At 71.0% G+C, this 21,571-nt stretch carries 20 protein-coding genes and 1 pseudogene; 14 read left to right on the forward strand and 7 right to left on the reverse strand.

What is annotated here, in order from left to right:
- Positions 1-99: 99 nt before the first annotated feature.
- The 3 genes from serB to IDM40_RS23890 all read right to left on the reverse strand — a co-directional run bounded on the left by serB (position 100) and on the right by IDM40_RS23890 (position 3,034).
- Positions 100-1,323 carry a phosphoserine phosphatase SerB gene (gene serB, locus IDM40_RS23880; protein ID WP_193124311.1) on the reverse strand — a complete coding sequence of 408 codons (1,224 nt, stop codon included), beginning with the start codon at positions 1,321-1,323 and terminating at the stop codon, positions 100-102.
- Positions 1,324-1,424: 101 nt separating this feature from the next.
- On the reverse strand, positions 1,425-2,078 hold the full coding sequence (locus IDM40_RS23885) for a DUF1707 SHOCT-like domain-containing protein (protein ID WP_193124312.1): 654 nt from the start codon (positions 2,076-2,078) through the stop codon (positions 1,425-1,427).
- A gap of 182 nt (positions 2,079-2,260) precedes the next feature.
- On the reverse strand, positions 2,261-3,034 hold the full coding sequence (locus IDM40_RS23890; RefSeq protein WP_193124313.1) for a hypothetical protein: 774 nt from the start codon (positions 3,032-3,034) through the stop codon (positions 2,261-2,263).
- 56 nt (positions 3,035-3,090) lie between these two features.
- On the opposite strand from IDM40_RS23890, the gene IDM40_RS23895 reads away from it, so the two are divergent.
- The 3 genes from IDM40_RS23895 to IDM40_RS23905 all read left to right on the forward strand — a co-directional run bounded on the left by IDM40_RS23895 (position 3,091) and on the right by IDM40_RS23905 (position 6,052).
- Positions 3,091-3,876 (forward strand): ABC transporter ATP-binding protein, encoded by a 786-nt coding sequence (locus tag IDM40_RS23895; RefSeq protein WP_193124314.1) that lies wholly within the window; start codon positions 3,091-3,093, stop codon positions 3,874-3,876.
- A 315-nt stretch (positions 3,877-4,191) separates the two neighbouring features.
- A complete protein-coding gene (locus IDM40_RS23900) occupies positions 4,192-5,118 on the forward strand; it encodes an SPFH domain-containing protein (protein WP_193124315.1) in 927 nt (308 codons plus the stop codon).
- Between the two features lie 175 nt (positions 5,119-5,293).
- Positions 5,294-6,052, forward strand: coding sequence for a sulfite exporter TauE/SafE family protein (locus IDM40_RS23905; RefSeq protein ID WP_193124316.1), 759 nt, complete (start codon positions 5,294-5,296; stop codon positions 6,050-6,052).
- Positions 6,053-6,058: 6 nt separating this feature from the next.
- Here IDM40_RS23905 and IDM40_RS23910 read toward each other — a convergent pair whose 3' ends face one another.
- Complete coding sequence (locus IDM40_RS23910; protein ID WP_193124317.1) at positions 6,059-6,682, reverse strand: HD domain-containing protein; 624 nt, start codon at positions 6,680-6,682, stop codon at positions 6,059-6,061.
- Positions 6,683-7,103: 421 nt separating this feature from the next.
- A complete protein-coding gene (locus tag IDM40_RS23915; RefSeq protein WP_193124378.1) occupies positions 7,104-7,694 on the reverse strand; it encodes a TetR/AcrR family transcriptional regulator in 591 nt (196 codons plus the stop codon).
- A 486-nt stretch (positions 7,695-8,180) separates the two neighbouring features.
- Here IDM40_RS23915 and IDM40_RS23920 point away from each other — a divergent pair, with 486 nt between their 5' ends.
- The 3 genes from IDM40_RS23920 to IDM40_RS23930 all read left to right on the forward strand — a co-directional run bounded on the left by IDM40_RS23920 (position 8,181) and on the right by IDM40_RS23930 (position 12,814).
- Positions 8,181-9,641, forward strand: a complete 1,461-nt coding sequence (locus tag IDM40_RS23920; RefSeq protein WP_193124318.1) for an aldehyde dehydrogenase (NADP(+)) — start codon at positions 8,181-8,183, stop codon at positions 9,639-9,641.
- Positions 9,642-9,706: 65 nt separating this feature from the next.
- A complete protein-coding gene (gene add, locus IDM40_RS23925) occupies positions 9,707-10,756 on the forward strand; it encodes an adenosine deaminase (RefSeq protein ID WP_193124319.1) in 1,050 nt (349 codons plus the stop codon).
- A gap of 90 nt (positions 10,757-10,846) precedes the next feature.
- Positions 10,847-12,814, forward strand: a complete 1,968-nt coding sequence (locus tag IDM40_RS23930) for an APC family permease (RefSeq protein WP_235997896.1) — start codon at positions 10,847-10,849, stop codon at positions 12,812-12,814.
- A 23-nt stretch (positions 12,815-12,837) separates the two neighbouring features.
- On the opposite strand, the gene IDM40_RS23935 is transcribed toward IDM40_RS23930, so the two are convergent.
- The gene (locus IDM40_RS23935; protein ID WP_193124320.1) at positions 12,838-13,947 is read right to left on the reverse strand and encodes a CapA family protein; all 1,110 of its coding nucleotides are present in this window, start codon (positions 13,945-13,947) and stop codon (positions 12,838-12,840) included.
- Positions 13,948-14,746: 799 nt separating this feature from the next.
- Here IDM40_RS23935 and IDM40_RS28385 point away from each other — a divergent pair.
- The 6 genes and pseudogenes from IDM40_RS28385 to IDM40_RS23960 all read left to right on the forward strand — a co-directional run.
- Positions 14,747-15,088, forward strand: a pseudogene (locus tag IDM40_RS28385) (chaplin family protein); the annotation flags it as partial.
- A gap of 30 nt (positions 15,089-15,118) precedes the next feature.
- Complete coding sequence (locus IDM40_RS23940) at positions 15,119-16,198, forward strand: chaplin family protein (protein ID WP_407940042.1); 1,080 nt, start codon at positions 15,119-15,121, stop codon at positions 16,196-16,198.
- A gap of 161 nt (positions 16,199-16,359) precedes the next feature.
- Positions 16,360-17,226, forward strand: a complete 867-nt coding sequence (locus IDM40_RS23945) for an SURF1 family cytochrome oxidase biogenesis protein (protein ID WP_193124322.1) — start codon at positions 16,360-16,362, stop codon at positions 17,224-17,226.
- Between the two features lie 37 nt (positions 17,227-17,263).
- A complete protein-coding gene (locus tag IDM40_RS23950; RefSeq protein ID WP_193124323.1) occupies positions 17,264-18,097 on the forward strand; it encodes a class I SAM-dependent methyltransferase in 834 nt (277 codons plus the stop codon).
- Between the two features lie 67 nt (positions 18,098-18,164).
- A complete protein-coding gene (locus IDM40_RS23955; RefSeq protein WP_193124324.1) occupies positions 18,165-18,614 on the forward strand; it encodes a GNAT family N-acetyltransferase in 450 nt (149 codons plus the stop codon).
- A gap of 43 nt (positions 18,615-18,657) precedes the next feature.
- A complete protein-coding gene (locus IDM40_RS23960) occupies positions 18,658-19,590 on the forward strand; it encodes a quinone oxidoreductase family protein (protein ID WP_193124325.1) in 933 nt (310 codons plus the stop codon).
- 38 nt (positions 19,591-19,628) lie between these two features.
- Here the strand turns inward: IDM40_RS23960 and IDM40_RS23965 are convergent, their stop codons facing one another.
- Positions 19,629-20,252 (reverse strand): MerR family transcriptional regulator, encoded by a 624-nt coding sequence (locus IDM40_RS23965; RefSeq protein ID WP_193124326.1) that lies wholly within the window; start codon positions 20,250-20,252, stop codon positions 19,629-19,631.
- A 102-nt stretch (positions 20,253-20,354) separates the two neighbouring features.
- Here IDM40_RS23965 and IDM40_RS23970 point away from each other — a divergent pair, with 102 nt between their 5' ends.
- Positions 20,355-21,371 carry a hypothetical protein gene (locus IDM40_RS23970; RefSeq protein WP_193124327.1) on the forward strand — a complete coding sequence of 339 codons (1,017 nt, stop codon included), beginning with the start codon at positions 20,355-20,357 and terminating at the stop codon, positions 21,369-21,371.
- Complete coding sequence (locus tag IDM40_RS23975) at positions 21,308-21,559, forward strand: Smr/MutS family protein (RefSeq protein ID WP_017615318.1); 252 nt, start codon at positions 21,308-21,310, stop codon at positions 21,557-21,559. The genes IDM40_RS23970 and IDM40_RS23975 overlap by 64 nt, the downstream gene beginning before the upstream one ends.
- Positions 21,560-21,571: the final 12 nt, after the last annotated feature.

The following is a 21,571-nucleotide window of genomic DNA, read 5'->3' on the forward strand; positions in this document are numbered from 1 at the left end:
TTCCCCTTTTTTTGTGCCCACACTTGTGAACATGTGAAAGATAGTCGGATGCAGAAAAGGGGCCGCACCTCGGTGCGGCCCCTCCATGGAAGAATGCGCTCAGTCGTGCGAGCCGTCGTGCCGGTCGGCCTCGTCGATCTCCTCCCGGGTGACCCCGAGGATGTAGGCGATCGTGTCCAGGTACGGCACGTTCACTGCGGCGTCGGCCTGCCGGCGCACGACCGGTTTGGCGTTGAAGGCGACACCCAGCCCTGCCGTTTGCAGCATGTCCAGGTCGTTGGCGCCGTCACCGACCGCCACGGTCTGGCTCAGCGGGACGCCGGCCTCTCCGGCGAACTGTTCCAGCGTGATGGCCTTGCCCTTGCGGTCGATGATCGGCCCCACCAGCTTCCCGGTGAGCTTGCCGTCGACGATCTCGAGGGTGTTCGCGGCCGAGTAGTCCAGGCCCAACGACTCGACGAGTCCGTCGGTGATCTGGGTGAACCCGCCGCTGACGATGCCGCACTCGTAACCGAGACGCTTGAGGGTGCGCACCAAGGTGCGGGCGCCGGGGGTCAGCTCGACCTCGTCCCGGACCCGGTCCAGAGCCGAGGCGTCGACACCCTCCAACAGGGCGACCCGGCGGCGCAGGGACTCCTCGAAGTCCAGCTCGCCGCGCATCGCCTCCTCGGTGACCCGGGCGACCTCGTCGGCACAGCCGGCATGGGCGGCGATGAGTTCGATGACCTCGCCCTGGATCAGGGTGGAGTCGACGTCCATGACGATGAGGTGCTTGGCGCGGCGGTGCAGGCCGCTCGCCTGGACGGCGACGTCCACCCCCTGGGTGGAGCCCTCCACGGCGAGCTCGGCACGGAGCTGCTCGGTGTCCCCTCCGGAGATCTCCATCTCCACGGAGGTCACGGGGTAGGCGGAGAGCCGTTCGATACGGTCGATGTTGGCGCCGGAACGTGCGACGCAGGAGGTCAGGGCGCCCAGAGCGCCCGGTCGCAGAGGCGCGGCGAGCACGGTCACATGGAGCTGTTCGCCCCCTGTGCCCTTCACTCTGCCGTTGCCCTCCGCGTACTCGACCACCACCTCGAGGTCGATCGCGGTCTTGTCGAGGGCGGCGCGGACCTCCTCGAAGACCCGCTTGCGGCTGACCCCGGGTGCGACCCGCTCGTCCACGTCGATGACCGTGCCCAGGACCAGGCGTCCGGCGAGGACGACCTGCTCGAGGTCGACGACGGTCACGGGAAAGACGGAGAGGGTGCTCAACAGGCGTGCGCTGATGCCCGGGCGGTCGCGTCCGGTCACCGTCACCAACAACGTGGAATCATCATTCATGGCGTCATCCACGGTACTCGGGCCGAAGGCGGTGACTGCGCGCAGGGAGCCCCTACGACCAGCGATGTCACTATGTGGACGGTCACTGGTCGGGGTCCGTATCAGTCCTGCTTACGGCCCTTCTTGCGCTTTGGGCCCTTGGCCTTGACGTCGACACCGCCGAGCATGCAGGTCCCCGTCAGCCGGACGACGGGGGCGTTGGGGTCGACGATCTGGTCGGTCCCGTGCAGGTCGGTGCCGCCGAGGATCGCCGAGGTGTTGTTGATCACCCGGACCCCGTTGGGCACGGTGATGTCGACGCCGCCCATGATCACGGCGAGCTGGATGGTCACCTCGTGCTGGCTCAGCACCGCCTCGCGCAGGTCCAGTTCCACGCTCCCGCACAGCACCGACGCGTTGGTGCGGGGTTCGACCAGCCACCGGCCCTTGCGCTCGCACGAGCCGAAGACCGCGACGAGGTTCTCCGAGCCCTTGCTCTGCCCGGCGAGGTCGCGGGCCTCGCTCCCCAGGACCTCCATGCTGCTGGGCTCGGCGAAGGAGGAACGGTCCGGGGAAGAGAGGAAACCGGGCGCGCCCGCACCGGGCAGATCCTCGGTGATGGGGGCGAGCTCGCCGACGGTCTTGGCCTTGTAGAGGGTGTCGAGGCGCTCCTCGTGCTCGCTGGGGCTGAGCCTCCCCTCGGCCAGGGCCTCGCGCAGCCGTTCGGCGACCTGGTCACGGTCGGAGTCTGAGGCTCGAATGTGCTCGGGCTGCATGATGGCGGGTCTCCTCTGGCTCCTGTCTGCGGGCAATGCCCTCTTCGGCCACGTCCCCAGTATCGTTCTTCCCGTCCTCCGGGCGGATCAGGTATCTCCCCTGGATCAACCCGGAGTCGGTGCCCCGCCTTCCCAGGGTCCCACCGGCATGGGCCCCGAGAAAGGGGCGCCGGGCGGCTCTGTCAGCCCGGGCGGCCCGGCTGCAGCACGGCTGCGTGCGCGGCGACCATGGCCCGGCGCACCGCGGCGTCCAGACGGCGCAGCGCCTCGACGCGTGTGTCGATCTGGTGGACGCTCAGCCCCCTCGCCCCGGTGGGGTCGGCCAGCTGCACGACCTTCGCCAGACGTTCGGCCTGTGTGGCGACGCGGTGGGCTCGCGGCGGGTACCCGTGCGCGAGGGGAGGGGCCTCCCGGGTTCCGAGGTCGCCGAGCTCCCGGTGCACGGACGGGGCGAACGAAGCGACGTCGTCGACCCCCTCGAGAGCCTCCGTGACCTGCACGAGCGTGAGCTTCATCTCGGTCTCGGCCTCGGGGAGCGAGGGGATCTGGGGGCGGGTGTCCTCCGCCCGATACGGGGTCCAGGAAACACCGACATAGGATGAACCACGCCGGTCGGCGGAGGGCACCAGGCCCACCTGCTGATCGGTGAGCTGCACCAGGACCCCCTCTCCGGCCTCGATGGCGGCCTGGTTGAGCTCCTTGGGTCCGACGAGGCCCAGGGGGTCACCCCAGGTGGGGAGCGCCAGGCGGAAGGCGGACAGGCCCAGGCCACGCAGCCGGATCAGGGCCGCTCGCAGCGGTACGTCGCTGTCGAACGGCAGATCGCTTGCGGGTACTGTCCCGATCAGGTTGGGGCCACCGCGACGCTCGACCGCGTCGACGGCGTCGTCCAGCCCGACGTGTCCGGTGAGCCAGGCGTTGCCCCAGGCGACGAGCGGTGCGGACGTCAATTGCATTGCTTCAGGGTAGGGCGGCCCGTGCACCTGCGTGGGACGTGTCGTGAAGGAGGACTATGGACGGGCGAGTACTCGGCCTGGACGGGGTCACGGTTCGGCGTGACAAGGCGGAGCTGCTCAGCGGCGTCGACTGGTCGGTCCGGGAGGGCGAGCGCTGGGTCGTGCTCGGCCCCAACGGTGCGGGCAAGACCACGCTGTTGAACGTGGCCCACACGCAGCTGCACCCCACCGAGGGCCGGGTGGAGGTGCTCGACGAACAGGTCGGCGAGGTCGACGTCTTCGAGCTTCGCTCCATGGTGGGTTACGCCGGTGCCGCGGTGGCAGCCAAGGTCGAGGAGGGCACGACCGCCCTGGACCTGGTCGTCAGCGCCGCCTACGGGTACGTGGGCCGGTTCCGCGAGGAGTACGCCGGCCCGGACCTGGGCCGTGCGCGGACGCTGCTCGGGCACTGGGGCGTGGGCAGCCTGGCCGAGCGCACCTTCCACACGCTGTCCGAGGGCGAGCGCAAGCGTGTGCTCATCGCCCGTGCGCTCATGGCCGACCCCGAGCTGCTGCTTCTGGACGAGCCGGCGGCCGGACTGGACCTGGGTGGGCGTGAGGACCTCGTGCGCCGCCTGGGCAAGCTGGCCCTGGACGAGGCCGCCCCCTCCCTCGTGGTCGTCTCCCACCACGTCGAGGAGATCCCCGTCGGGTTCACGCACGCCCTGCTGCTGCGCGACGGCAGGACCGTCGCGGCCGGTCCGCTCGACGAGGTCATGACCCCCGACCTGCTGTCGCAGACCTTCGGGCTCCCCCTCAAGGTCGAGCGCGACGGTGAGCGCTGGACCGCACGCGCGGCCTGACGACGAGACTCGGGGGCCGGGTGGGATCTGTTCCCGCCCGGCCCTTCGTCGATAGGGAACGGGACAATGTGGAGAATCTATTGTCCAAAACCGTAATTGTGGTCCATATATGGCTCACCGGTTCATTCATGGGGTAGCGTCGACGATCGGTGAGCGGATCGCTCCATTCCGGCACGCCCGGTGAATCGCAGGGTCGGTGGGTCGGACATGCGGGCTCCGCACCCCCAGCACCGGACGCCCCCGTCAGGAGACCCTCGGAGCCGCCCAGATGTCGCCCTCGCCCCTCGACCCTCGGCACGTTCACGGGGGTTGCGCATGACCTCGATCATCATCGTTGCGCTTTTCGTAGCCGTCCTCCTGGTCATCTTCTGGCGCAGTGTGCGCATCGTGCCGCACTCGATGGAGGACGTGGTCGAGCGGTTCGGTAAGTTCCACCGCACCCTGAGTTCCGGTTTCAACGTCGTCATCCCCGGCGTCGACCACGTGCGCGAGCGCATCGACCGCAGGGTCCAGGTCGTGAGTTTTCCGCCGCAGTCGGCCATCACCGAGGACAACCTGTCCGTCGAGGTCGACTCCGCGGTCTACATCCGGGTCGTGGACGCCTACCGGGCCACCTACGAGGTCGCGAACTTCATCCAGGCGGTAGAGCAGCTCACTCTGGCGACGCTGCGCAACGTCATCGGTGGCATGAACCTGGAGGGCACGCTCACCTCCCGCGACCAGATCAACCGCGAGCTCAAGTCCGTGCTGGACGAGGCCACCGCGAACTGGGGCATCGAGATCAGCCGTATCGAGCTCAAGGGCATCGAACCGCCCTCCTCCGTGCAGGAGGCGATGGAGATGCAGATGCGCGCCGACCGGGAGAAGCGTGCGCAGCTGCTCAGCGCCGAGGGTGAGAAGCAGTCGGCGGTCCTGCGCGCCGAGGGTGAACAGCAGTCCGCCGTGCTCAAGGCCCGCGGTGAGGCCGAGGCGATGGAGCTGACCGCGACCTCGGACGCGAAGGCGCAGACCACGCGGGCCCGCGGTGAGGCCGACGCCATCCACATGGTCTTCAAGGCGCTGCACACCAGCAAGGTCGACCCGGACGTGCTCGCCTACCACTACCTGCAGAAGCTTCCGGAGATCGCGCAGGGCGACGCCAACAAGGTCTGGATCGTGCCCGCCGAGATGGGGCAGGCGCTGCAGGGTGTCGGCAGCGCGTTCGACCGGCTCAAGGACGAGGTCGTCAAGGTACCCGGCTGACCCCAGGGCAGGCCCGCCCGAGTGCGCCCCCTCCCGTGCCGCTGCGGGGAGGGGGCGTTCGCCGTTCCGGGTGCTGTGTCCGGGTCACCCCGGTCCGATCGCCCCATGACCCGCTCTCGTAGTCTGTTGGCGCCCTCGGGGGTCGAGGGCTCAGCGCGTGGAAAGGCTGGGGCGCATGGAACTGTGGGAGGCGGCGCTGATCCTCCTGGCCGGTGTGGCCGCAGGGGGCATCAACGCGGTGGCCGGTTCCGGCACCCTGTTCACCTTCCCCGTGCTGCTGGCGCTCGGCTACCCGCCGGTGGTGGCGACGGTCTCCAACAGCATCGGCCTGGCGCCGGGGAGCTTCAGCGGCACGTGGGCCTACCGCCGGGAACTGGCCGGACAACGGGCCCGGGCGCTGCGGCTCGGTGTGATGTCCTTCCTGGGAGCGGTGACCGGTGCGCTGCTGCTGATCTCGCTGCCCGCGGGTGTGTTCGAGTCCGTGGTGCCGTTCATGATCGGCCTGGCGTGTGTGCTGATCATCCTCCAGCCGCGCATCACCGCGTGGGTGCGTGCGCGCCGGCCCAGCCGCGAGGACGGGGGGCCGCTGCTGCCGCTGGGCGCCTACGGTGCGGGCACCTACGGGGGCTACTTCGCGGCGGCGCAGGGGATCATCCTCCTGAGCATGCTGGGCACGGCCATCGACGACGACCTGCAGCGCATCAACGCGCTGAAGAACTTCCTGACCACGATCGCCAACACCACCGCTGCGGCGTTCTACATCGTGCTCGCCTCCCCGGCGTGGCCGGTGGTCGGGCTCATCGCGCTCGGCGCGATCACCGGCGGGTACCTGGGGGCGCGGTTCGGGCGGAAGCTGAGCCCGACGGCGCTGCGGGTGTGTGTGGTGATCGTGGGTCTGGCGGCGGCCGTGCAGCTGCTCCTGGGCCGTGTCTGAGCCGGATCAGGACGCGAAGTACCCGCGCCGGTCGGCGTCGTCGATGAGCGCGGTGGCGTATGCGCCCAGGGCGTCGGAGCCCTCGGCGATGAGCTTGACCTTCTCCATGATCTCGGCGCGGGTGACACCGAAGCGCGACCAGGTGCCGCCCTCGTTGTGCCAGTTGGCGAGCATGGGGTGCAGGCGGTCGATGGCCCGGGCGAAGCGGGCCTCGGAGGTCTGCCGCGCCTCGAACTCCTCCCAGACCTCGCGGGCGCGCTGGGCCTGGTCCTCCGGCAGCAGCGGGAAGATGCGGTCGGCGGCCTCGCGTTCGCGGGCGGCCTGGGTCTCGGCGTCGGCCCGGTCGAAGACGAAGGTGTCGCCGGCGTCGATCTCGACGATGTCGTGCAGGACGAGCATCTCGGTGACACGTTCGATGTCGGTGCCCGGGGGTGCGTACTCGGCGAAGGTGCGTGCGAACAGGGCCAGGTGCCAGGAGTGTTCGGCGGAGTTCTCGCGGCGGGATCCGTCCACCAGCAGGTTCCGGCGCAGGACACGCTTGAGCTTGTCCACCTCCAGGAGGAAGCGGAGTTGCGCGTTCATGCGTTCGTTGTCGACCCCGCTGGCAAAGACCGGTGCCGGTTCCGTCACGTGGTTCGCCCTCCTGAGGGATGAGTCGGAACTGTCGGGTGAGGGCCGCTTCACGGCCGTCCCTGGATGATCCCATGGACCACGGACCGTCCTGGGCGCCGGAGTCCGCGGGGATCGGCACCGCGCGTGCAGGAGGGGTCGGGGGGTGCCGGCTGCGGGGCGCGGTGGCCCTGACGGTACCTCTCGTACGGACCGCTCGGGTGGTCTGCGGCCGGACCTGCGCCGAAGTGGTGGTGAACGCGCGGGCACCCGCGGTGGTGGAGCGGTCGGCGAGCTCCCCGCCGGGGTCGGGGGCGGAGGTCTCGGCTTGGGGTGGGGGCCGATCACGCGGCCGGGGTCGGGGGCCACGATGTGATACAGCGCATGTTCGGGTGGCTGGGGCAGGGTGCCGTCCACGGGGTGCCCGGTCGGGGTGATGCGGTCACTGCGGCGCCGTGTCCGCGGCGGGTTCCGAGAACTGGCGCAGGTAGCTGCGGACCAGGCGCTTGGCCTCCAGGACGAGGAGGGCGTCGCCGTCGGGGTCGTTGCGGAAGGCGAGCTTGAGGACCGCGTCGGCGGCCTCGACGGAGACGTGCACGGCCCGGTCGAGCTCCTCGCCGTCCTCCAGTCCGTGGTGGGCGACGATGATCTGGCGCAGCCGCACCGAGATGACCCGGTTGTTGTCGGCCCCGCGGTCCAGGAGCTGGGGGTCGACCACGTCGCCGAAGTGGAGGCTGCGGAACCCGGTGACGGTGCGGTGCATGTCCACGTACTCGTCGACGATCGCGTCGACGACGGCGGTCCAGTCGGAGCGGTCGGCGCCGGCGAGGCGGTCGGTGATGCGGGTGGCGAACTGGTCGAGGAAGCGCAGTCCCAGGGCCTGGGTGATGGCTTTCTTGTCCGGGAAGAACTGGTAGACCGAACCGATGGCCACGCCTGCGCGTTCGGCGATGCGTGTGGTGGACAGGTGGGCGTAACCGACTTCGTCGAGGAGTTCGGCGCAGCAGTCCAGCATGCGCTGTACCCGGAGCATGCTCCGCTGCTGCGCGGGCAGGCGTCGCAGGGGCGCCTGCGCGAAGCCGAGTTCGGCATGGGCGAGGCCGTCCTTGCCGCGGATGGGTCGCTTGCCGTGGCCCCGGGCGGAGGCGGTGGCGCGGTGGGGCCGCGGTGGTGTGGAGCTTCGGGAATTTGTCGTCACGAAACCTATGATGCCTTTCCGGAATCACCTGGTTCCGGGGAAATTTGAGTTTCGGTCCGAAGAATCGTCTGGAACCGCTCCCGGTGGGGGTGGTTCGGGTGTTCTCCGAGGTCGTCGGCGGGGTGCCGCTGTTCTGTTCCGCCGTGGCCACATGTGGCAAATGTGACCGATGTCCATTTCTGTGGCGGAGGGGGACGTATGCGATCACGGACGTGCCCCATCGGCCCCGACCCGGCACCCCCGCCCCGGAGGGCGCACGTGACATGGTGGGAACGACGGTGCCCGACCCCGTGCCCGCACCCCTCCAGGAGGAACACAGCCATGACGACCCCCCGCACCGAGACCTCACCGGAAGAGCTCGACACCACCGTCGAAGGGGCCGCCGCCGCTGCCCCGCTCCTGGCCGCCTTCGCCCCCCACGACCGGGCCCTGCTCCTGCGGACCGTCGCCGAGGTGCTCGATGCCGGCGCGGACGAACTCGTGCCCCTCGCCATGGCCGAGGCCCACTACCCCGAAGCGCGCTGCCGCAGCGAACTCGCCCGCACGACCTTCCAGCTCCGGCTCTTCGCCGACGTCCTGGAGGAGGGCTCCTTCCTCGGCGCCTCCGTCGACCCCGCCGACCCCGAGTGGGGCACACCCCGGCCGGACCTGCGGCGCCTGCTGCTGCCCCTCGGCCCCGTCGCGGTCTTCGGCGCGAGCAACTTCCCGTTCGCCTTCTCCACCGCCGGCGGCGACACCGCCTCCGCCCTCGCGGCCGGGTGCCCCGTCGTGGTCAAGGCCCACCCAGGCCACCCCGAGCTCGCCCGCCGCACGGCGGACCTCGTCGCCGTCGCCCTCGCCGAGGCCGGGGCGCCCGACGGCACCTTTGCGCTCGTCGAGGGGGTCGATGCCGGGCGCCTCCTCGTCACCCACCCGCTCGTCCGCGCCGTCGGGTTCACCGGTTCCGTCTCCGGCGGCCGGGCTCTGCACGACCTCGCGGTGTCGCGCCCGGACCCGATCCCCTTCTACGGCGAGCTCGGCAGCATCAACCCCGTCTTCGTCACCCGCGCCGCCGCGTCCGCGCGCGGGGCCGAGATCCTGTCCGGGTACGCCGAGTCGGCCACCCTCGGTTCCGGCCAGTTCTGCACCAAACCCGGCGTGCTCCTTCTGCCCGAGGAGACCGACCTCGCCGCGCTCACCGGCGACGTCGCCGAACGCGGCCCCGCGCCCCTGCTCAACGACCGGGTCGAACAGGGTTTCACCGCCACCCTCGGGACCCTGGCCGAGCACCCCGCCACCGAGGTGCTCGTGCGCGGAGGCCCCGGCGACGACGGGTGGACACCGACCCTGCTGCGCACCGACCTCGACTCCCTGATCCAGAACGCCGACGTCCTGTTGGAGGAGTGCTTCGGGCCGGCCACTCTTGTGGTCACCTACCAGGACGAACGCCGACTCCTGGAGGCGGGAGCTGTGCTGGGCGGCCAGCTCACCGTGACCGTGCACGGCGAGGAGACCGACCTCATCGCCCCGTCCCTGCTCTCCCTGGGCGCGTCGCTGGCCGGCCGGGTCATCTGGAACGGCTGGCCCACCGGGGTCGCCGTCACCCACGCCATGACCCACGGCGGCCCGTACCCCGCGACGACCGCGCCGACCCACACGTCGGTGGGCACCGCGGCGATCACGCGGTTCCTGCGCCCGGTCAGTTTCCAGTCCGTGCCGCAGTCCCTGCTGCCCCGGGCGCTGCGCGACGACAACCCGCTCGGTGTGCCCCGGCGGGTGAACGGGGTGCCCGAGCAGTCCTGACGGGTCGTCGTCAGGCTGTCCCGCCACAGGTGGGGAGGGCCGTCCGCCGCGCGTACGCTCACGGCATGGACTCCCTCCTCACACCGCCCGACGTCGACGCCCTCGTCCGCGACCTGCCCAAGGTGGAACTGCACGTCCACCTCGAGGGCTCGATGCCGCCCGAGACCTTCTTCGAGCTCGCCACGGCCCACGGCCTCACCGACGTGCCGAGCACGCTCGAAGACCTACTCGACTGGTACACCTTCAACGATTTCCCGCACTTCGTCGACGTCTACCTCGCCTCGGTGCGCGCCCTGCGGGACGAGGACGACTTCGCGCTGCTGGCCTCGGCCGTGGCGCGCCGCCTCGCCGCGCACAACGTCCGCTACGCCGAGATGCACGTCAGCCTCTACGCCCACCTCGTGCGCGGGGTCCCGGCAGAGACCGTGTTCAACGGGATCGAACGCGCCCGGGTCGAGGCCGAGCGCGAGCACGGGATCCAACTGCGGTGGATCCCCGACTTCCCCGCCGACTTCGGTGTCGAGGCCGCCGAACGTACCGTCGCCGCCACCCTCGAGCACGGCCCGCCCAGTGTCGTCGGGTTCGGCGTCGGCGGGGTCGAGACACCCTTGGAGCAGTACGCCCACGTCTTCGACCGCGCCCGCTCCGCCGGGCTCGCCAGCCTGCCGCACGCCGGGGAACACGGCGGGCCCGTCCGTGTGCGCGAGGCGCTGGACGTCCTGGGCGCCGAACGCATCGGGCACGGCATCGACGCGTTGCGCGACCCCGACCTGGTCGCCCGCCTCGTCGACGAACAGATCCCCGTCGACGTGAGCCCGACCTCCAACGTGTGCACCCGCGCCGTCGACCGGATCGAGGAGCACCCGTTGCCGGCCATGCTCGACGCCGGGCTCCTGGTCACCCTCAACACCGACGACCCGCCCATGTTCGGCACCGACCTCACGCGTGAGTACCGCACCGCCCACGCCCTGGGGCTGCGCCCGGCCGACCTGGTCCGGCTCGCCGCGAACGGGGTGCACGCCTCCTACCTCGGGGCCGCCCGGCGCCGGGTCCTGCTCCGCGAGATCGACGGTGTGGCCCGCCGGCACGGTGTGGATCTGCCCGCGCTCGTCTGACCCCCCGGAGCCACGGCCGGGCGACACGCTTCCGCGCAGGTCGGCGGTGGCCCCGGGGCCACCCAGCAGACTTGGGGCGGGGGTGGGGAGATGGCGGAACCGAACACCGGGGACACGGTCTGGGACGCGCCGAGGCAGGGCTCGTCCGGCCGGGGACGGCTGGGGCGGTGGCTCCTGCACCAGCGCGTCCAGGACCTGGGCGGGCCCGGGTCGCGCCCGCACACCGAGCGCCAGCACCCGTGGTGGAAGGTCATGTGCCTGACCGGCGTGGACTACTTCTCCACGCTCAGTTACCTGCCCGCCATCGCGATCCTGACCGCCGGCGCGCTCGCGCCCGTCGCGACGCTGCTCATCGTCGTGCTCACGCTGTGCGGGATGCTGCCGATCTACCGCCGCGTCGCCGAACGGAGCCCGCACGGGCAGGGGTCGGTGGCGATGCTCGAACACCTGCTCCCGGAGTGGCGCGGCAAGTTCCTCGTCCTGTGCCTGCTGGGGTTCGTGGCCACGTCGTGGATCGTCACCATCACCCTGTCGACCTCCGACGCCACCGCGCACCTGCTCGCCAACCCCTACACCCCGGGTGTGCTGGACGGGCAGGCCGTACCGGTGACACTCGTGCTGCTCGGGCTTCTGGGCGGGGTGTTCCTGGCCGGGTTCAAACAGGCGGTGCGCATAGCGATCCCGCTGGTCGTGCTGTTCCTGGCGCTGAACGCGGTCGTGGTCACGGCCGGGGTGTCCTACATCGCCGCGCACCCCGAGACCCTCGCCCAGTGGGAGGGATCCCTGTGGACCGGCGGGCCGTGGTCGGTCACCGTCACCGTGATGGTGGCGTTCCCGCTGCTGGTCCTGGGGTTGTCGGGGTTCGAGACCGGGGTCAGCATGATGCCGCTCGTGCGTTCGGAGGGCGCCACCCGCGAGGAACGCCTGCGCGCCCGCATCACCGCGACCCGGCGCCTGCTCACCACGGCCGCCGCGATCATGAGCGTGTACCTGCTCGCCACGACCCTGGTCACCGGTGTGCTCGTGCCCCGTTCGGCCGTGGAGGAGGGAGGGCCGGCCGCCGACCGCGCGTTGGCCTACCTGGCGCACGAACTCCTCGGCAACGGATTCGGCACCGCCTACGACGTCAGCACGATCCTCATCCTGTGGTTCGCGGGGGCGTCGGCGATGGCCGGTCTCATCAACATCGTGCCCCGCTACCTGCCCCGGTACGGGATGGCCCCCGCCTGGGGCGCCGCGGTGCGCCCGGTCGTTCTCGTCTACACGGCCCTGGCCATGGTCATCACGGTGCTGTTCGGCGCGAGCGTGAACGCGCAGTCGGGGGCCTACGCGACCGGGATCCTCGCGATGCTGGTCACCTCGGCCGTCGCGGTGACGCTCATCGTGCACCGGCAGCGCCGGAGGTGGGCCGCTGCAGGGTTCGGCCTGCTCACGGCGGTCTTCACGTACGCCCTGCTCGACAACGTGGTCAACCGGCCCGACGGTCTGCTCATCGCCGTCGCGTTCGTGTTCTTCATCGTGCTGGTGTCGGTGGTCTCGCGGGCCCTGCGCACCACCGAGCTGCGCACCGACCGGGTGCGTCTTGACGCCGCGGCTCTGCGGTTCGTGCGGGAATCGGTCAGCCACGGCAAGCTCCACCTGTTCGCCAATCACCCCCGCACGGGTGAGGCGGACGAGTACAGCGACACCGAGGCCGAGCGGCTGCGCCTGGACCCACTGCCGCCGTCGGTGCCCCTGCTGTTCGCCGAGGTCCAGGTGCACCATCCCTCGGAGTTCGCCGAGACCCTGGAGGTACGCGGGGTCGACGTGCGCGGCCACCGGGTGCTGAGGGTGACCAGCCCGGCGGCGGCCAACGCGCTCGCGGCGGTCCTGCTGTGCCTGCGCGACGTCTCCGGGGCCGTCCCGCACTGTTACTTCGCCTGGTCGGAACTGCCGCCCGCCCGCGCCCTCTACCGGTACGCGGTGCTGGGCGAGGGCGAGACGGCCGCGTTCACCCGGGAGATCCTGCGGGAGGTCGAGCCCGACCCCGCCGCCCGCCCCGTCGTGCACGTGAGCTGAGTGGCGGGGCCGGTGCGCGGTGGTCAGGCCGGGGAATCGCTCAGGTCGAGGCCGCACTCCTGGCGCATGTCGACCCAGGCGGCGTGGGCGTCCTCGGCGTCCTGGCCCTCGTAGGGGACCGGAACCCCGTCCCGGATCTGTGCCGGCGCCCAGTCGGAGTCCGTGACCGAGCCGCCGTCGAAGGTCAGGGTGAGCACGCCGGTCTCGGCGGTCGGGCCGGAGAAGTTGTAGAAGACGAAGTTGCCCAGCCCGTAGTGCACGTAGGAGTCGCCGAGGAACCCGCCGGGGGAGAGCACGTGCGCGTGCCCGCCCACGACCGCGGCGGCCCCGGCCGCGGTCAGCTCCTCGGCCAGGTCCGGCGCGTGCGGCAGCGGGCAGTGGGCGCCCTCCAGTCCCCAGTGCAGGTACACGGCGACGTTGTCGTACTCCTGGGAGGCCTGCTCGACCGCGTCGACCAGGTGGTCCTTCATCTCGTTCTTCGTGGTGGCCAGGCCGGGGGAGTCGTCGCCGGCGGTCCACTCGGGGATCAGGTGTTCGTCGAGCACGTCGGTGGCGCCGAACACCGCGAGGCTCTGGCCGTTGACCTCGGCGGTGAAGGGTTCGTAGGCCTGGTCGGCGTCGCGCCCGGCACCGACCAGGTCCACCTCGGAGTCGTCACCGTGGTCGAGGGTGTCGAGGAGGCCGTCCTCCCCGTAGTCCATGCCGTGGTTGTTGGCGAGGGTGGCCGCGTCGATGCCCGCGTGTTCCAGGGCCTCCAGGGCGGTGGCGGGGGCGCGGAAGACGAAGTCCTTGCCTGCGACGGCGGTTCCGCCCTCGGTGACGGCGGTCTCGAGGTTGACCATGGACAGATCGGCGGCGGAGAGCTGTTCGGAGATCGGGTCGAGCGCCGTCTCGGGGTCGTCGAGCCGGGGGCGGAGCAGGCCCTCGAACATGACGTCGCCGCCGAAGGCGACGGTGACGGGGCCTTCGGCGGATCCCTCGTCGGCGACGGTCTCGTCGGGGGCGAGGGCGCCCTCGTCGACCTCGGCGGGATCGCCGGGGGAAGTACAGGCGGCGGTCAGAGACAGGGCCAGCAGGGCGGTGCCGGCCTGGAGGTTCGTGCGTGCGCGGGGGCGCGTGCCTTCGGGCAGCATGCGTGCTCCAGTTCGCCAGAGGATGCGGGTGCATCCCCTCGGTCGGATGCACGCCACGGCTCCGGGGTGGCTGTTGTGACCGGTTCCGGCCTCCGGTGCGGGCCCACCTGTCACGGAACGGTCAGGAGGTGCGTCCGGTCCGGGGTGCGGAGAATGAACGACTTTGGTCGGTGGAGGGCGGGACGTTCGGCGGGGTCACTCCGCCGCTCCGTGGGGGTATCCCTGGATGACCAGCGCTCTTGTGTTCACAGGGGTCTGGTCGTGTGCCGCGGACGCCGGGTGGTGGGTGCCCGGCGTCCGCGGCGCTCCGATGTCCGGCGCGACACGGGGCAGAATGGAACCTTCGTGCCTTTCCCGGCATTTCGTGTTGCAAGGGATGAGGCGCTGAAGGGCGCCCGAAAAAATGAACCGACTAAGCTCTTTAGTGTGTTCGTCGTTCTGGTTCACTCGCATATTTTTCTTCTTTTTCCATGACTCTCGGCTATGGATTATGTTCCCAGGGTTGCTTTGCATGCAGCCTTGAGCTGGCTATATGACACAGTGCTGTTGGCCTGTGTCTGAGAGTATCTGCACGTGTGGCGCCCGTTTTCCGAAAACGCTTGTGTGTCCCGTGTGGCTTGCTAACGTTTCGGTCCGTCGGCAGTTCGACACGGAATGCGACCCCCTCGTGGCCGCACCGGCGTCCCTGTCCGAAGCGGGTCACCCCGCCGTCCCGCCCCGCACGCGGTGACGGACCCGCCCCCGCCGCCCGAACGGCCGGCGGCAGTCCCCTGCGTTCGTCCCTGCGAAAGGCAGCACCATGCGCAATACGCTCCGTTACTCCTTCGCCACGGCGCTCACCGCCGGCCTGGTCGTGACACCCATCGCCGCCGCCTACGCCGACACCGTCACCGACGGATCCGGCGGGGTCGGCAGCGGCAACCAGATCAACGTTCCCGTCGACATCGAGGCCGACCTGTGCGGCAACTCGCTCGCCGTGCTCGGGATCTCCCAGGCCGAGTGCACCAAGGTCTCCGAGGTGCTCTACGAGTCCAGCGGCCAGGCCGAGACCGACGGCTCGGGCGGTGTGGCCAGCGGGAACCAGATCGTCATCCCCGTCGACGCCGCCATCGACGCCTGCGGCAACTCGGCCGCGGTCGGCGGTGTCTCCGAGGCCGACTGCGTCGAGGTCGTGGAGAAGCTCGAGGAGGAGGTCGGCGGCGAGGCCTCCGACACCCTGAGTACCGACGGTTCCGGCGGTGTGGCCAGCGGGAACCAGATCGACGTCCCGGTCGACGCCGCCCTCGACATCTGCGGGAACTCCGTGGCCGTGCTCGGCGGGTCCAGCGCCAAGTGCACGACCGTCATCAACGTCATCCAGGCCTCCGACGCCAACTCCGCCGAGGGTGAGGGCGGCGGTGACGGGGGCACCTCCACCGACGGTTCCGGCGGTGTGGCCAGCGGGAACCAGATCGACGTCCCGGTCGACGCCGCCATCGACATCTGCGGGAACTCCGTGGCCGTGCTCGGCGGGTCCAGCGCCAAGTGCACGACCGTCATCAACGTCATCCAGGCCTCCGACGACAACTCCGCCGAGGGTGAGGGCGGCGGTGACGGGGGCACCTCCACCGACGGTTCCGGCGGTGTGGCCAGCGGGAACCAGATCGACGTCCCGGTCGACGCCGCCCTCGACATCTGCGGGAACTCCGTGGCCGTGCTCGGCGGGTCCAGCGCCAAGTGCACGACCGTCATCAACGTCATCCGGGCCTCCGACGACAACTCCGCCGAGGGTGAGGGCGGCGGTGACGGGGGCACCTCCACCGACGGTTCCGGCGGTGTGGCCAGCGGGAACCAGGTCAACGTCCCGGTGAACGCGGCCCTCGACATTTGCGGCAACGCGGTCTCCGTGCTCGGCGTCGCCGAGGCGCAGTGCCTCGAGACCATCTCCGAGGAGGAGCCGCCCGAGGACGGCAAGGAAGAGGTGCCCGAGGACGACGGCCCGGGCGAGGTCCCCGAGGAGGACCCCGAGGAGCCCCCGCGTGAGGAGGAGCCGGGCGACGACGGCAAGGACGAGGACCCCGCCGACGACGGTGCGTCCGAGGCCCCGGCCGACGAGCAGAAGGCCCCCGAGGAGGCCGCCGCCGAGCTGCCCGTGACCGGTGGCGCCCTGACCGGCCTTGTGGCCGCCGGCCTCGCCGCGATCGGTGCCGGTGGCGCCGGTCTCTACTTCACCCGCAAGCGCAAGGCCGCCGCGGTGGGCGCCGAGGACTGATCGGGGAGCCCCGAAGAACAGCCCGCCTCCCCTCTTCCCCAGGGGAGGCGGCGCGATCCCCCGGACGGCGCGGGGTCACCGGAGCGCTCCGGTGACCCCGCGCACGTGTGTCCGGCGGGGGCGGTGCGGACCGGCCGCGACCGTCTCCTAACCTCGAAGACGTGCTCAAAGTCCTGTTCTCCTCACGCATGCTGGCCTTCCACGCGCTGGTGATCCTGGCCGTGCCCAGCTTCATCTGGCTGGGTTTCTGGCAGCTCGACCGGTGGGAGACCCGCAGTGCGCAGGTGAACCTGCAGCAGGACAACGTCGCCGCCGAGGCCGTCCCCGTCGAGGACCTCACCTCCGTGGGCACCGACGTCGCCTCCGACGACCGCTGGCGCACGGTCGAGGCCACCGGCACCTGGGACACCGACAACGAGGTGCTCCTGCGCAACCGCGACGGGTCGCAGGGTGTGGGCTTCCACGTCCTGACCCCGCTGGTCACCGACGAAGGGCCGGCCCTGTTGGTCAACCGCGGGTGGATCGAACGCGGTGAGGACGCCCACGACACCCCCGAACCGCCGGCCGTGCCCGACGGCGAGGTCACGGTCCAGGGCCGCCTGCACTACTCCGAGAACGAGGACAACACCGGCCTGTCGAACCGCGACGACCTGCCCGAGGGGCAGATCATGATCGTGGACGTCGACGAGCTGGACGAACGGCTGCCCTACGACGTGTACGGGGGTTACGCCGAGCTCACCGACCAGGACCCCGTCCCGGAACACCCGCCCGAGCGGGTCCCGCTGCACGAGGAGGACTCGGGGATGAGCGCCTCCTACGCCGTCCAGTGGTGGGTTTTCGCCGCCGTGGCCGTCGTCGGATGGATCGTGCTCATGCGGCGCGAGGTCCGTGACGCCCGCGAACAGGAGGCCGCCGGCGGTGACGGGGGCGAACCCGGGCCCGGACCCGCGGACGGCACCGGCGGGCCCGACGACGGCCCTTCCGACAGCGGGGCGGACACACCCCGCGCCCAGGCAACGGTGGAGTGACACGGGCCCTCGCGCCCGTGGATTCGAAGGGGACAGCGTGCCCGAGGAGACCGACTACCCCGAATCCGGGCGTCCCGCGCGCCGTGGAGTGGGGCCGACCGAGAGCGCCCGCGCCGGACGCCACTGGTGGGACGGCGCCGCCGACGCCTACCAGGCCGAACACGGCCCCTTCCTCGGCGACGCCGACTTCGTGTGGGGTCCCGAGGGGCTGACCGAAGCAGAGGCGCGCCTGCTCGGCACCCCCTACACCCTGCGTGATGCGCGTGTACTCGAGATCGGGTGCGGCGCCGGACAGTGCGGACGGTGGCTGCGAGCTCAGGGTGTGCGCCGTGTCGTGGGCTTCGACATCTCCCACCGCCAGCTGCTGCACTCCCGACGCATCGACGACGCCACCGGACACCAGCTGGCCTCAGTGCAGGCCGACGCGCAGTACCTGCCCTTCGCCGACGCCTCCTTCGACGTGGTCTTCTCGTCGTTCGGCGCGCTGCCGTTCGTCCCGTCGGCGGCGACCGCGATCGACGAGGCCGCGCGGGTCCTGCGCCCGGGTGGGCGGCTGGCGTTCTCGGTGACCCACCCCGTGCGGTGGGCGTTCCCCGACGACCCGAGCGAGCGCGGGCTCACGCTGATCCAGTCCTACTTCGACCGGACCCCGTACGTGGAGGAGGACGACGCCGGGCGTGCGGTCTACGTCGAGCACCACCACACCGTCGGCGACTGGGTGCGGGCCGTCGCCGGCGCGGGGCTGGCGCTGGCCGACCTGGTCGAGCCCGAGTGGCCCGAGCACAACACGCAGGAGTGGGGCGGTTGGGGGCCGGTCCGGGGGAGCATGCTGCCCGGGACGGCGGTCTTCGTGGCCGACAAGCCCGCCTGAGACCCGGTTTCTCTCGCCCGGGACGGGTAGGCCTGACGCGTCCTGTACCCCCCCGGAGGGAGCCCTCGTGTCCGACGTCCAGGTCCGTGCCGCCCGCCCCGAGGACCACGCCCGCATCGTCGCGGTCTGCGACGCCTGGTGGGGGCGCCCGGTGGCGCACATCCTGCCTCGGCTGTTCCTCGACCATTTCCACCGGACGAGTCTCGTGGCCGAGGGCGGGGACGCCCTCGCCGGCTTCCTGGTGGGGTTCCACTCGCCGTCCGAGCCCGCCACCGCGTACGTGCACTTCGCCGGTGTGGCTCCCGAGCACCGGCGTTCCGGTCTGGCCCGTGGTCTGTACCGTCGTTTTTTCGACGGGGCCCGGGCAGACGGCCGGACCCTCGTCCGGGCCGTCACCTCACCCGTGAACGAGGGGTCCATCGCCTTCCACCGTGGTATCGGGTTCACCGTGACCGGGCCGCACGCCGATCACGACGGCCCCGGCGTCGACCGCATGGTCTTCGAACGACCGCTGTGACCCGCATGGAATACGCGCTCCGAGGCGGCCGGTTGCCCCGGACATGAAGGCCGTAGGAATCACAGAAGCAGGAGACCCCGACGTCCTCCAGGTGCTGAACCTGCCCGAACCGCAGCCCGGGCCCGGGGAGGTACGCATCCGTGTGCGCGCGGCGGCGGTCAACCCGACCGACACCCTGTTGCGCTCCGGTGCGCGCGGCGCCCCCGACGGACCGGCCGTGCCGGGGATGGACGCCGCCGGAACCGTCGACCGGCTCGGGCCCGGCGTGGATACCGACCGCCTCGCCGTCGGGCAGGACGTCGTGGTGCTCGTCGTGCCCCGGGGCGCACACGGCGCCTACGCCGAGCAGATCGTGGTGCCCGCCGCCTCCGTCGTGCCCGCACCCGCGGGTGCGGAGCCCGCGGCCGCCGCGACCCTGCTCATGAACGCCATGACCGCACGCCTGGCCCTGGACGCGCTCGCGCTGTCGCCGGGAGACACCCTGGCCGTGACCGGTGCCGCCGGCGCGTTCGGCGGGTACGCGGTCCAGCTGGGCAAGGCGGACGGGCTCCGGGTGATCGCCGACGCCAAGGACTCGGACTCCGACCTCGTACGCGGGCTCGGCGCCGACGACGTCGTCGAACGCGGGGAGGACGTCGCCGACCGCATCCGCGGGCTCGTCCCCGACGGGGTTCCCGGGCTCGCCGACGGTGCGCTGCTCAACGACAAGGCGGTCCCCGCCGTGGCCGACGGCGGAGGGCTGGCGACCGTGCGCGGCTGGAACGGGCCCGCCGAACGCGGGGTGACGGTGCACCCGGTGATGGTGCCGGACGGCGCCACCGACACCGCCGGGCTGGACCGGCTCGCCCGCCAGGCCGAGGAGGGCGTGCTGAGCCTGCGCGTGGCGCAGGTGCTGCCCGCGGACCGCGCGCCCGAGGCGCACCGCCTCCTGGAGGCCGGCGGTGTGCGCGGGCGCATCGTGCTCGACTTCGGCTGAGTCCCGCGCCGACGTGTACGCGGCCCTGACCGCCCGGGTCAGGGCCGCTGCCGGTCCCGGGATGCGCTCGCCTGCGCAAGGCGCCGCAGAGAGGCCAACAGGCTGTCGCCCAGGACCGTCCCGACCACGGCTTTCTCGAGCAGTTCGTCGACGTCGGTGAGGCCCTCCACGTACTGCATGTCGGCCTGGGCCAGCTGTTCCGCGGCCTCGGCGTAGCTGTCGAGCCAGTCCCGGTCGAGCTCCATTCCGAGGCTCCGGAAGGTCGCCAGGATCTGTGCGAGGCGGTGGCGCATGGGGGAGTCCGGATAGACGAACCAGCCCTGCTGCTCGGCCAGGGCGTCGGCGAGTTCCAGATCGCCCCCCTCGGGGCCCGCGGGCTCGCGGCCGCCCGAGTCGACCGTCATGAGTGTGCGCCCGAGCAGGTCGTGGTTGCTGACGCTGTTCCCGTCGATGCCCTCCAACAGGGACCGGGTGTCGGCGAGGGAGAGGCCGCCGACCTCGGTGAGTGCGCGGATGAGACGGAGCCGGCGTACGTGGCTCCCGTCGTAGCGCGCCTGGTTGGGGCTGGTGCGTTCGCCCCGGTGGAGCAGCCCTTCGCGCAGGTAGTACTTGATGCTCGGTACCGGACTTCCCGAGTGCTCGCTCAGTTCCGAGATGCGCATGAGGTTCCTCCGTCGGTTCCGGCCCCTTGTGGTTCACGCCTCAAAGATGGATAGTGAAAGTATCGATAGTAGATACTCCGACTATCCATAAGAGGTTCCTCCATGGTAACGCTCCGGGAAATACGCTCCTGGCACCGCCCCCTGGTCGACACCGCCCTGCTCTGCGTGGTCCTCCTCCTCGTCTCCGCCGTCGGGCTGGCTCTCGACCAGCGCCTGATCAACGGCGAAGCCGCGTGGGCCAAGCCCGCCAAGTTCGCACTGTCCATCACCGTCTACAACCTCACCCTCGCGTGGTTGCTGCACCTGTCGCACCGGTGGCGGCGCCTGGGGTGGTGGATGGGGACCGCCGTCGCCGTGGCCACCGCGGCCGAGATGGCCCTGATCATCACCCAGGTCGTGCGCGGGCGTATGAGCCACTTCAACAGCGAGACCGTGTTCGACGCGGCCGTGTACTCGGCCATGGGCACCATGATCGGCGGACTCTGGGTCGCCACCTTCGTGATCGCCGTCCTGCTCATGTTCCAGCGCCTGCGGGACCGCTCCACGACCTGGGCGATCCGTATCGGTGTGTGGATCGCGCTCGCCGGCATGGCCGTGGGGCCGCTCATGACCGCGCCCACCCCTGCCCAACGAGAGGAACTCGTCGACGGGGGCGGTGTCGACGTCCTGGGCGCGCACACCGTCGGGCTGCCCGACGGAGGCCCGGGCCTGCCCTTCGTCGGGTGGAGCACCGTCGCGGGGGACCTGCGGGTGGGGCACTTCGTGGGGATCCACGGGCTCCAGGCGATGATCCTGCTGGCGTTCCTGCTCGTCCTTCTCGCGTCGCGCGTGCCCCGACTGAGCGACGAGCGTGCCCGCACGCGTGTGGTCGCGGTCCTCGGCGCCGCCTACGCCCTGCTGACCGCGCTCACGGTCTGGCAGGCCCTGCGCGGGCAGTCGGTCGTGGCCCCCGACGCCCTCACGCTCGCCGCCCTCGTCGCGCTCGGCATGGCCACGGCCCTGGGGCTCGTGTGGGCCCTGCACGTATCATCCCGGCAAAGCGACGAGGAGGAAGCGTGCGGCTCAAGCTCGACCTACACGACATCTTCAACAAGGGCCGGAGCATCGACCAGGCCCTGAACGACATCATGGACGAGGCCGAGCAGAAGAAGGCCAAGACGGTCGAGATCATCCCCGGCAAGGGCTCCGGCCAGCTCAAGAAACGCGTGCTGCGCTTCCTCGACCGCAAGGACGTCAAGGCGCGCTACCACCGGGTGGAGAAGGATTCCAAGAACTTCGGCCGGCTGTTCGTGCACTTCAAACACTGACCGGAGGCCCAC

Origin of the sequence: Nocardiopsis coralli (assembly GCF_014892575.1) — a bacterium.
GTDB classification, from domain to species: Bacteria; Actinomycetota; Actinomycetes; order Streptosporangiales; family Streptosporangiaceae; genus Nocardiopsis; species Nocardiopsis coralli.

What these genes read in the sequence shown, in the direction of transcription:
- add (WP_193124319.1), top strand. Translation starts at nt 9,707, where the DNA reads ATGGACTCCCTCCTCACACCGCCCGACGTCGACGCCCTCGTCCGCGAC.
- IDM40_RS23915 (WP_193124378.1), bottom strand. Translation starts at nt 7,694, where the DNA reads ATGCTCCGGGTACAGCGCATGCTGGACTGCTGCGCCGAACTCCTCGAC.
- IDM40_RS23930 (WP_235997896.1), top strand. Translation starts at nt 10,847, where the DNA reads ATGGCGGAACCGAACACCGGGGACACGGTCTGGGACGCGCCGAGGCAG.
- IDM40_RS23920 (WP_193124318.1), top strand. Translation starts at nt 8,181, where the DNA reads ATGACGACCCCCCGCACCGAGACCTCACCGGAAGAGCTCGACACCACC.
- IDM40_RS23890 (WP_193124313.1), bottom strand. Translation starts at nt 3,034, where the DNA reads ATGCAATTGACGTCCGCACCGCTCGTCGCCTGGGGCAACGCCTGGCTC.
- IDM40_RS23905 (WP_193124316.1), top strand. Translation starts at nt 5,294, where the DNA reads ATGGAACTGTGGGAGGCGGCGCTGATCCTCCTGGCCGGTGTGGCCGCA.
- IDM40_RS23935 (WP_193124320.1), bottom strand. Translation starts at nt 13,947, where the DNA reads ATGCTGCCCGAAGGCACGCGCCCCCGCGCACGCACGAACCTCCAGGCC.
- IDM40_RS23960 (WP_193124325.1), top strand. Translation starts at nt 18,658, where the DNA reads ATGAAGGCCGTAGGAATCACAGAAGCAGGAGACCCCGACGTCCTCCAG.
- serB (WP_193124311.1), bottom strand. Translation starts at nt 1,323, where the DNA reads ATGAATGATGATTCCACGTTGTTGGTGACGGTGACCGGACGCGACCGC.
- IDM40_RS23900 (WP_193124315.1), top strand. Translation starts at nt 4,192, where the DNA reads ATGACCTCGATCATCATCGTTGCGCTTTTCGTAGCCGTCCTCCTGGTC.
- IDM40_RS23885 (WP_193124312.1), bottom strand. Translation starts at nt 2,078, where the DNA reads ATGCAGCCCGAGCACATTCGAGCCTCAGACTCCGACCGTGACCAGGTC.
- IDM40_RS23965 (WP_193124326.1), bottom strand. Translation starts at nt 20,252, where the DNA reads ATGCGCATCTCGGAACTGAGCGAGCACTCGGGAAGTCCGGTACCGAGC.
- IDM40_RS23970 (WP_193124327.1), top strand. Translation starts at nt 20,355, where the DNA reads ATGGTAACGCTCCGGGAAATACGCTCCTGGCACCGCCCCCTGGTCGAC.
- IDM40_RS23895 (WP_193124314.1), top strand. Translation starts at nt 3,091, where the DNA reads ATGGACGGGCGAGTACTCGGCCTGGACGGGGTCACGGTTCGGCGTGAC.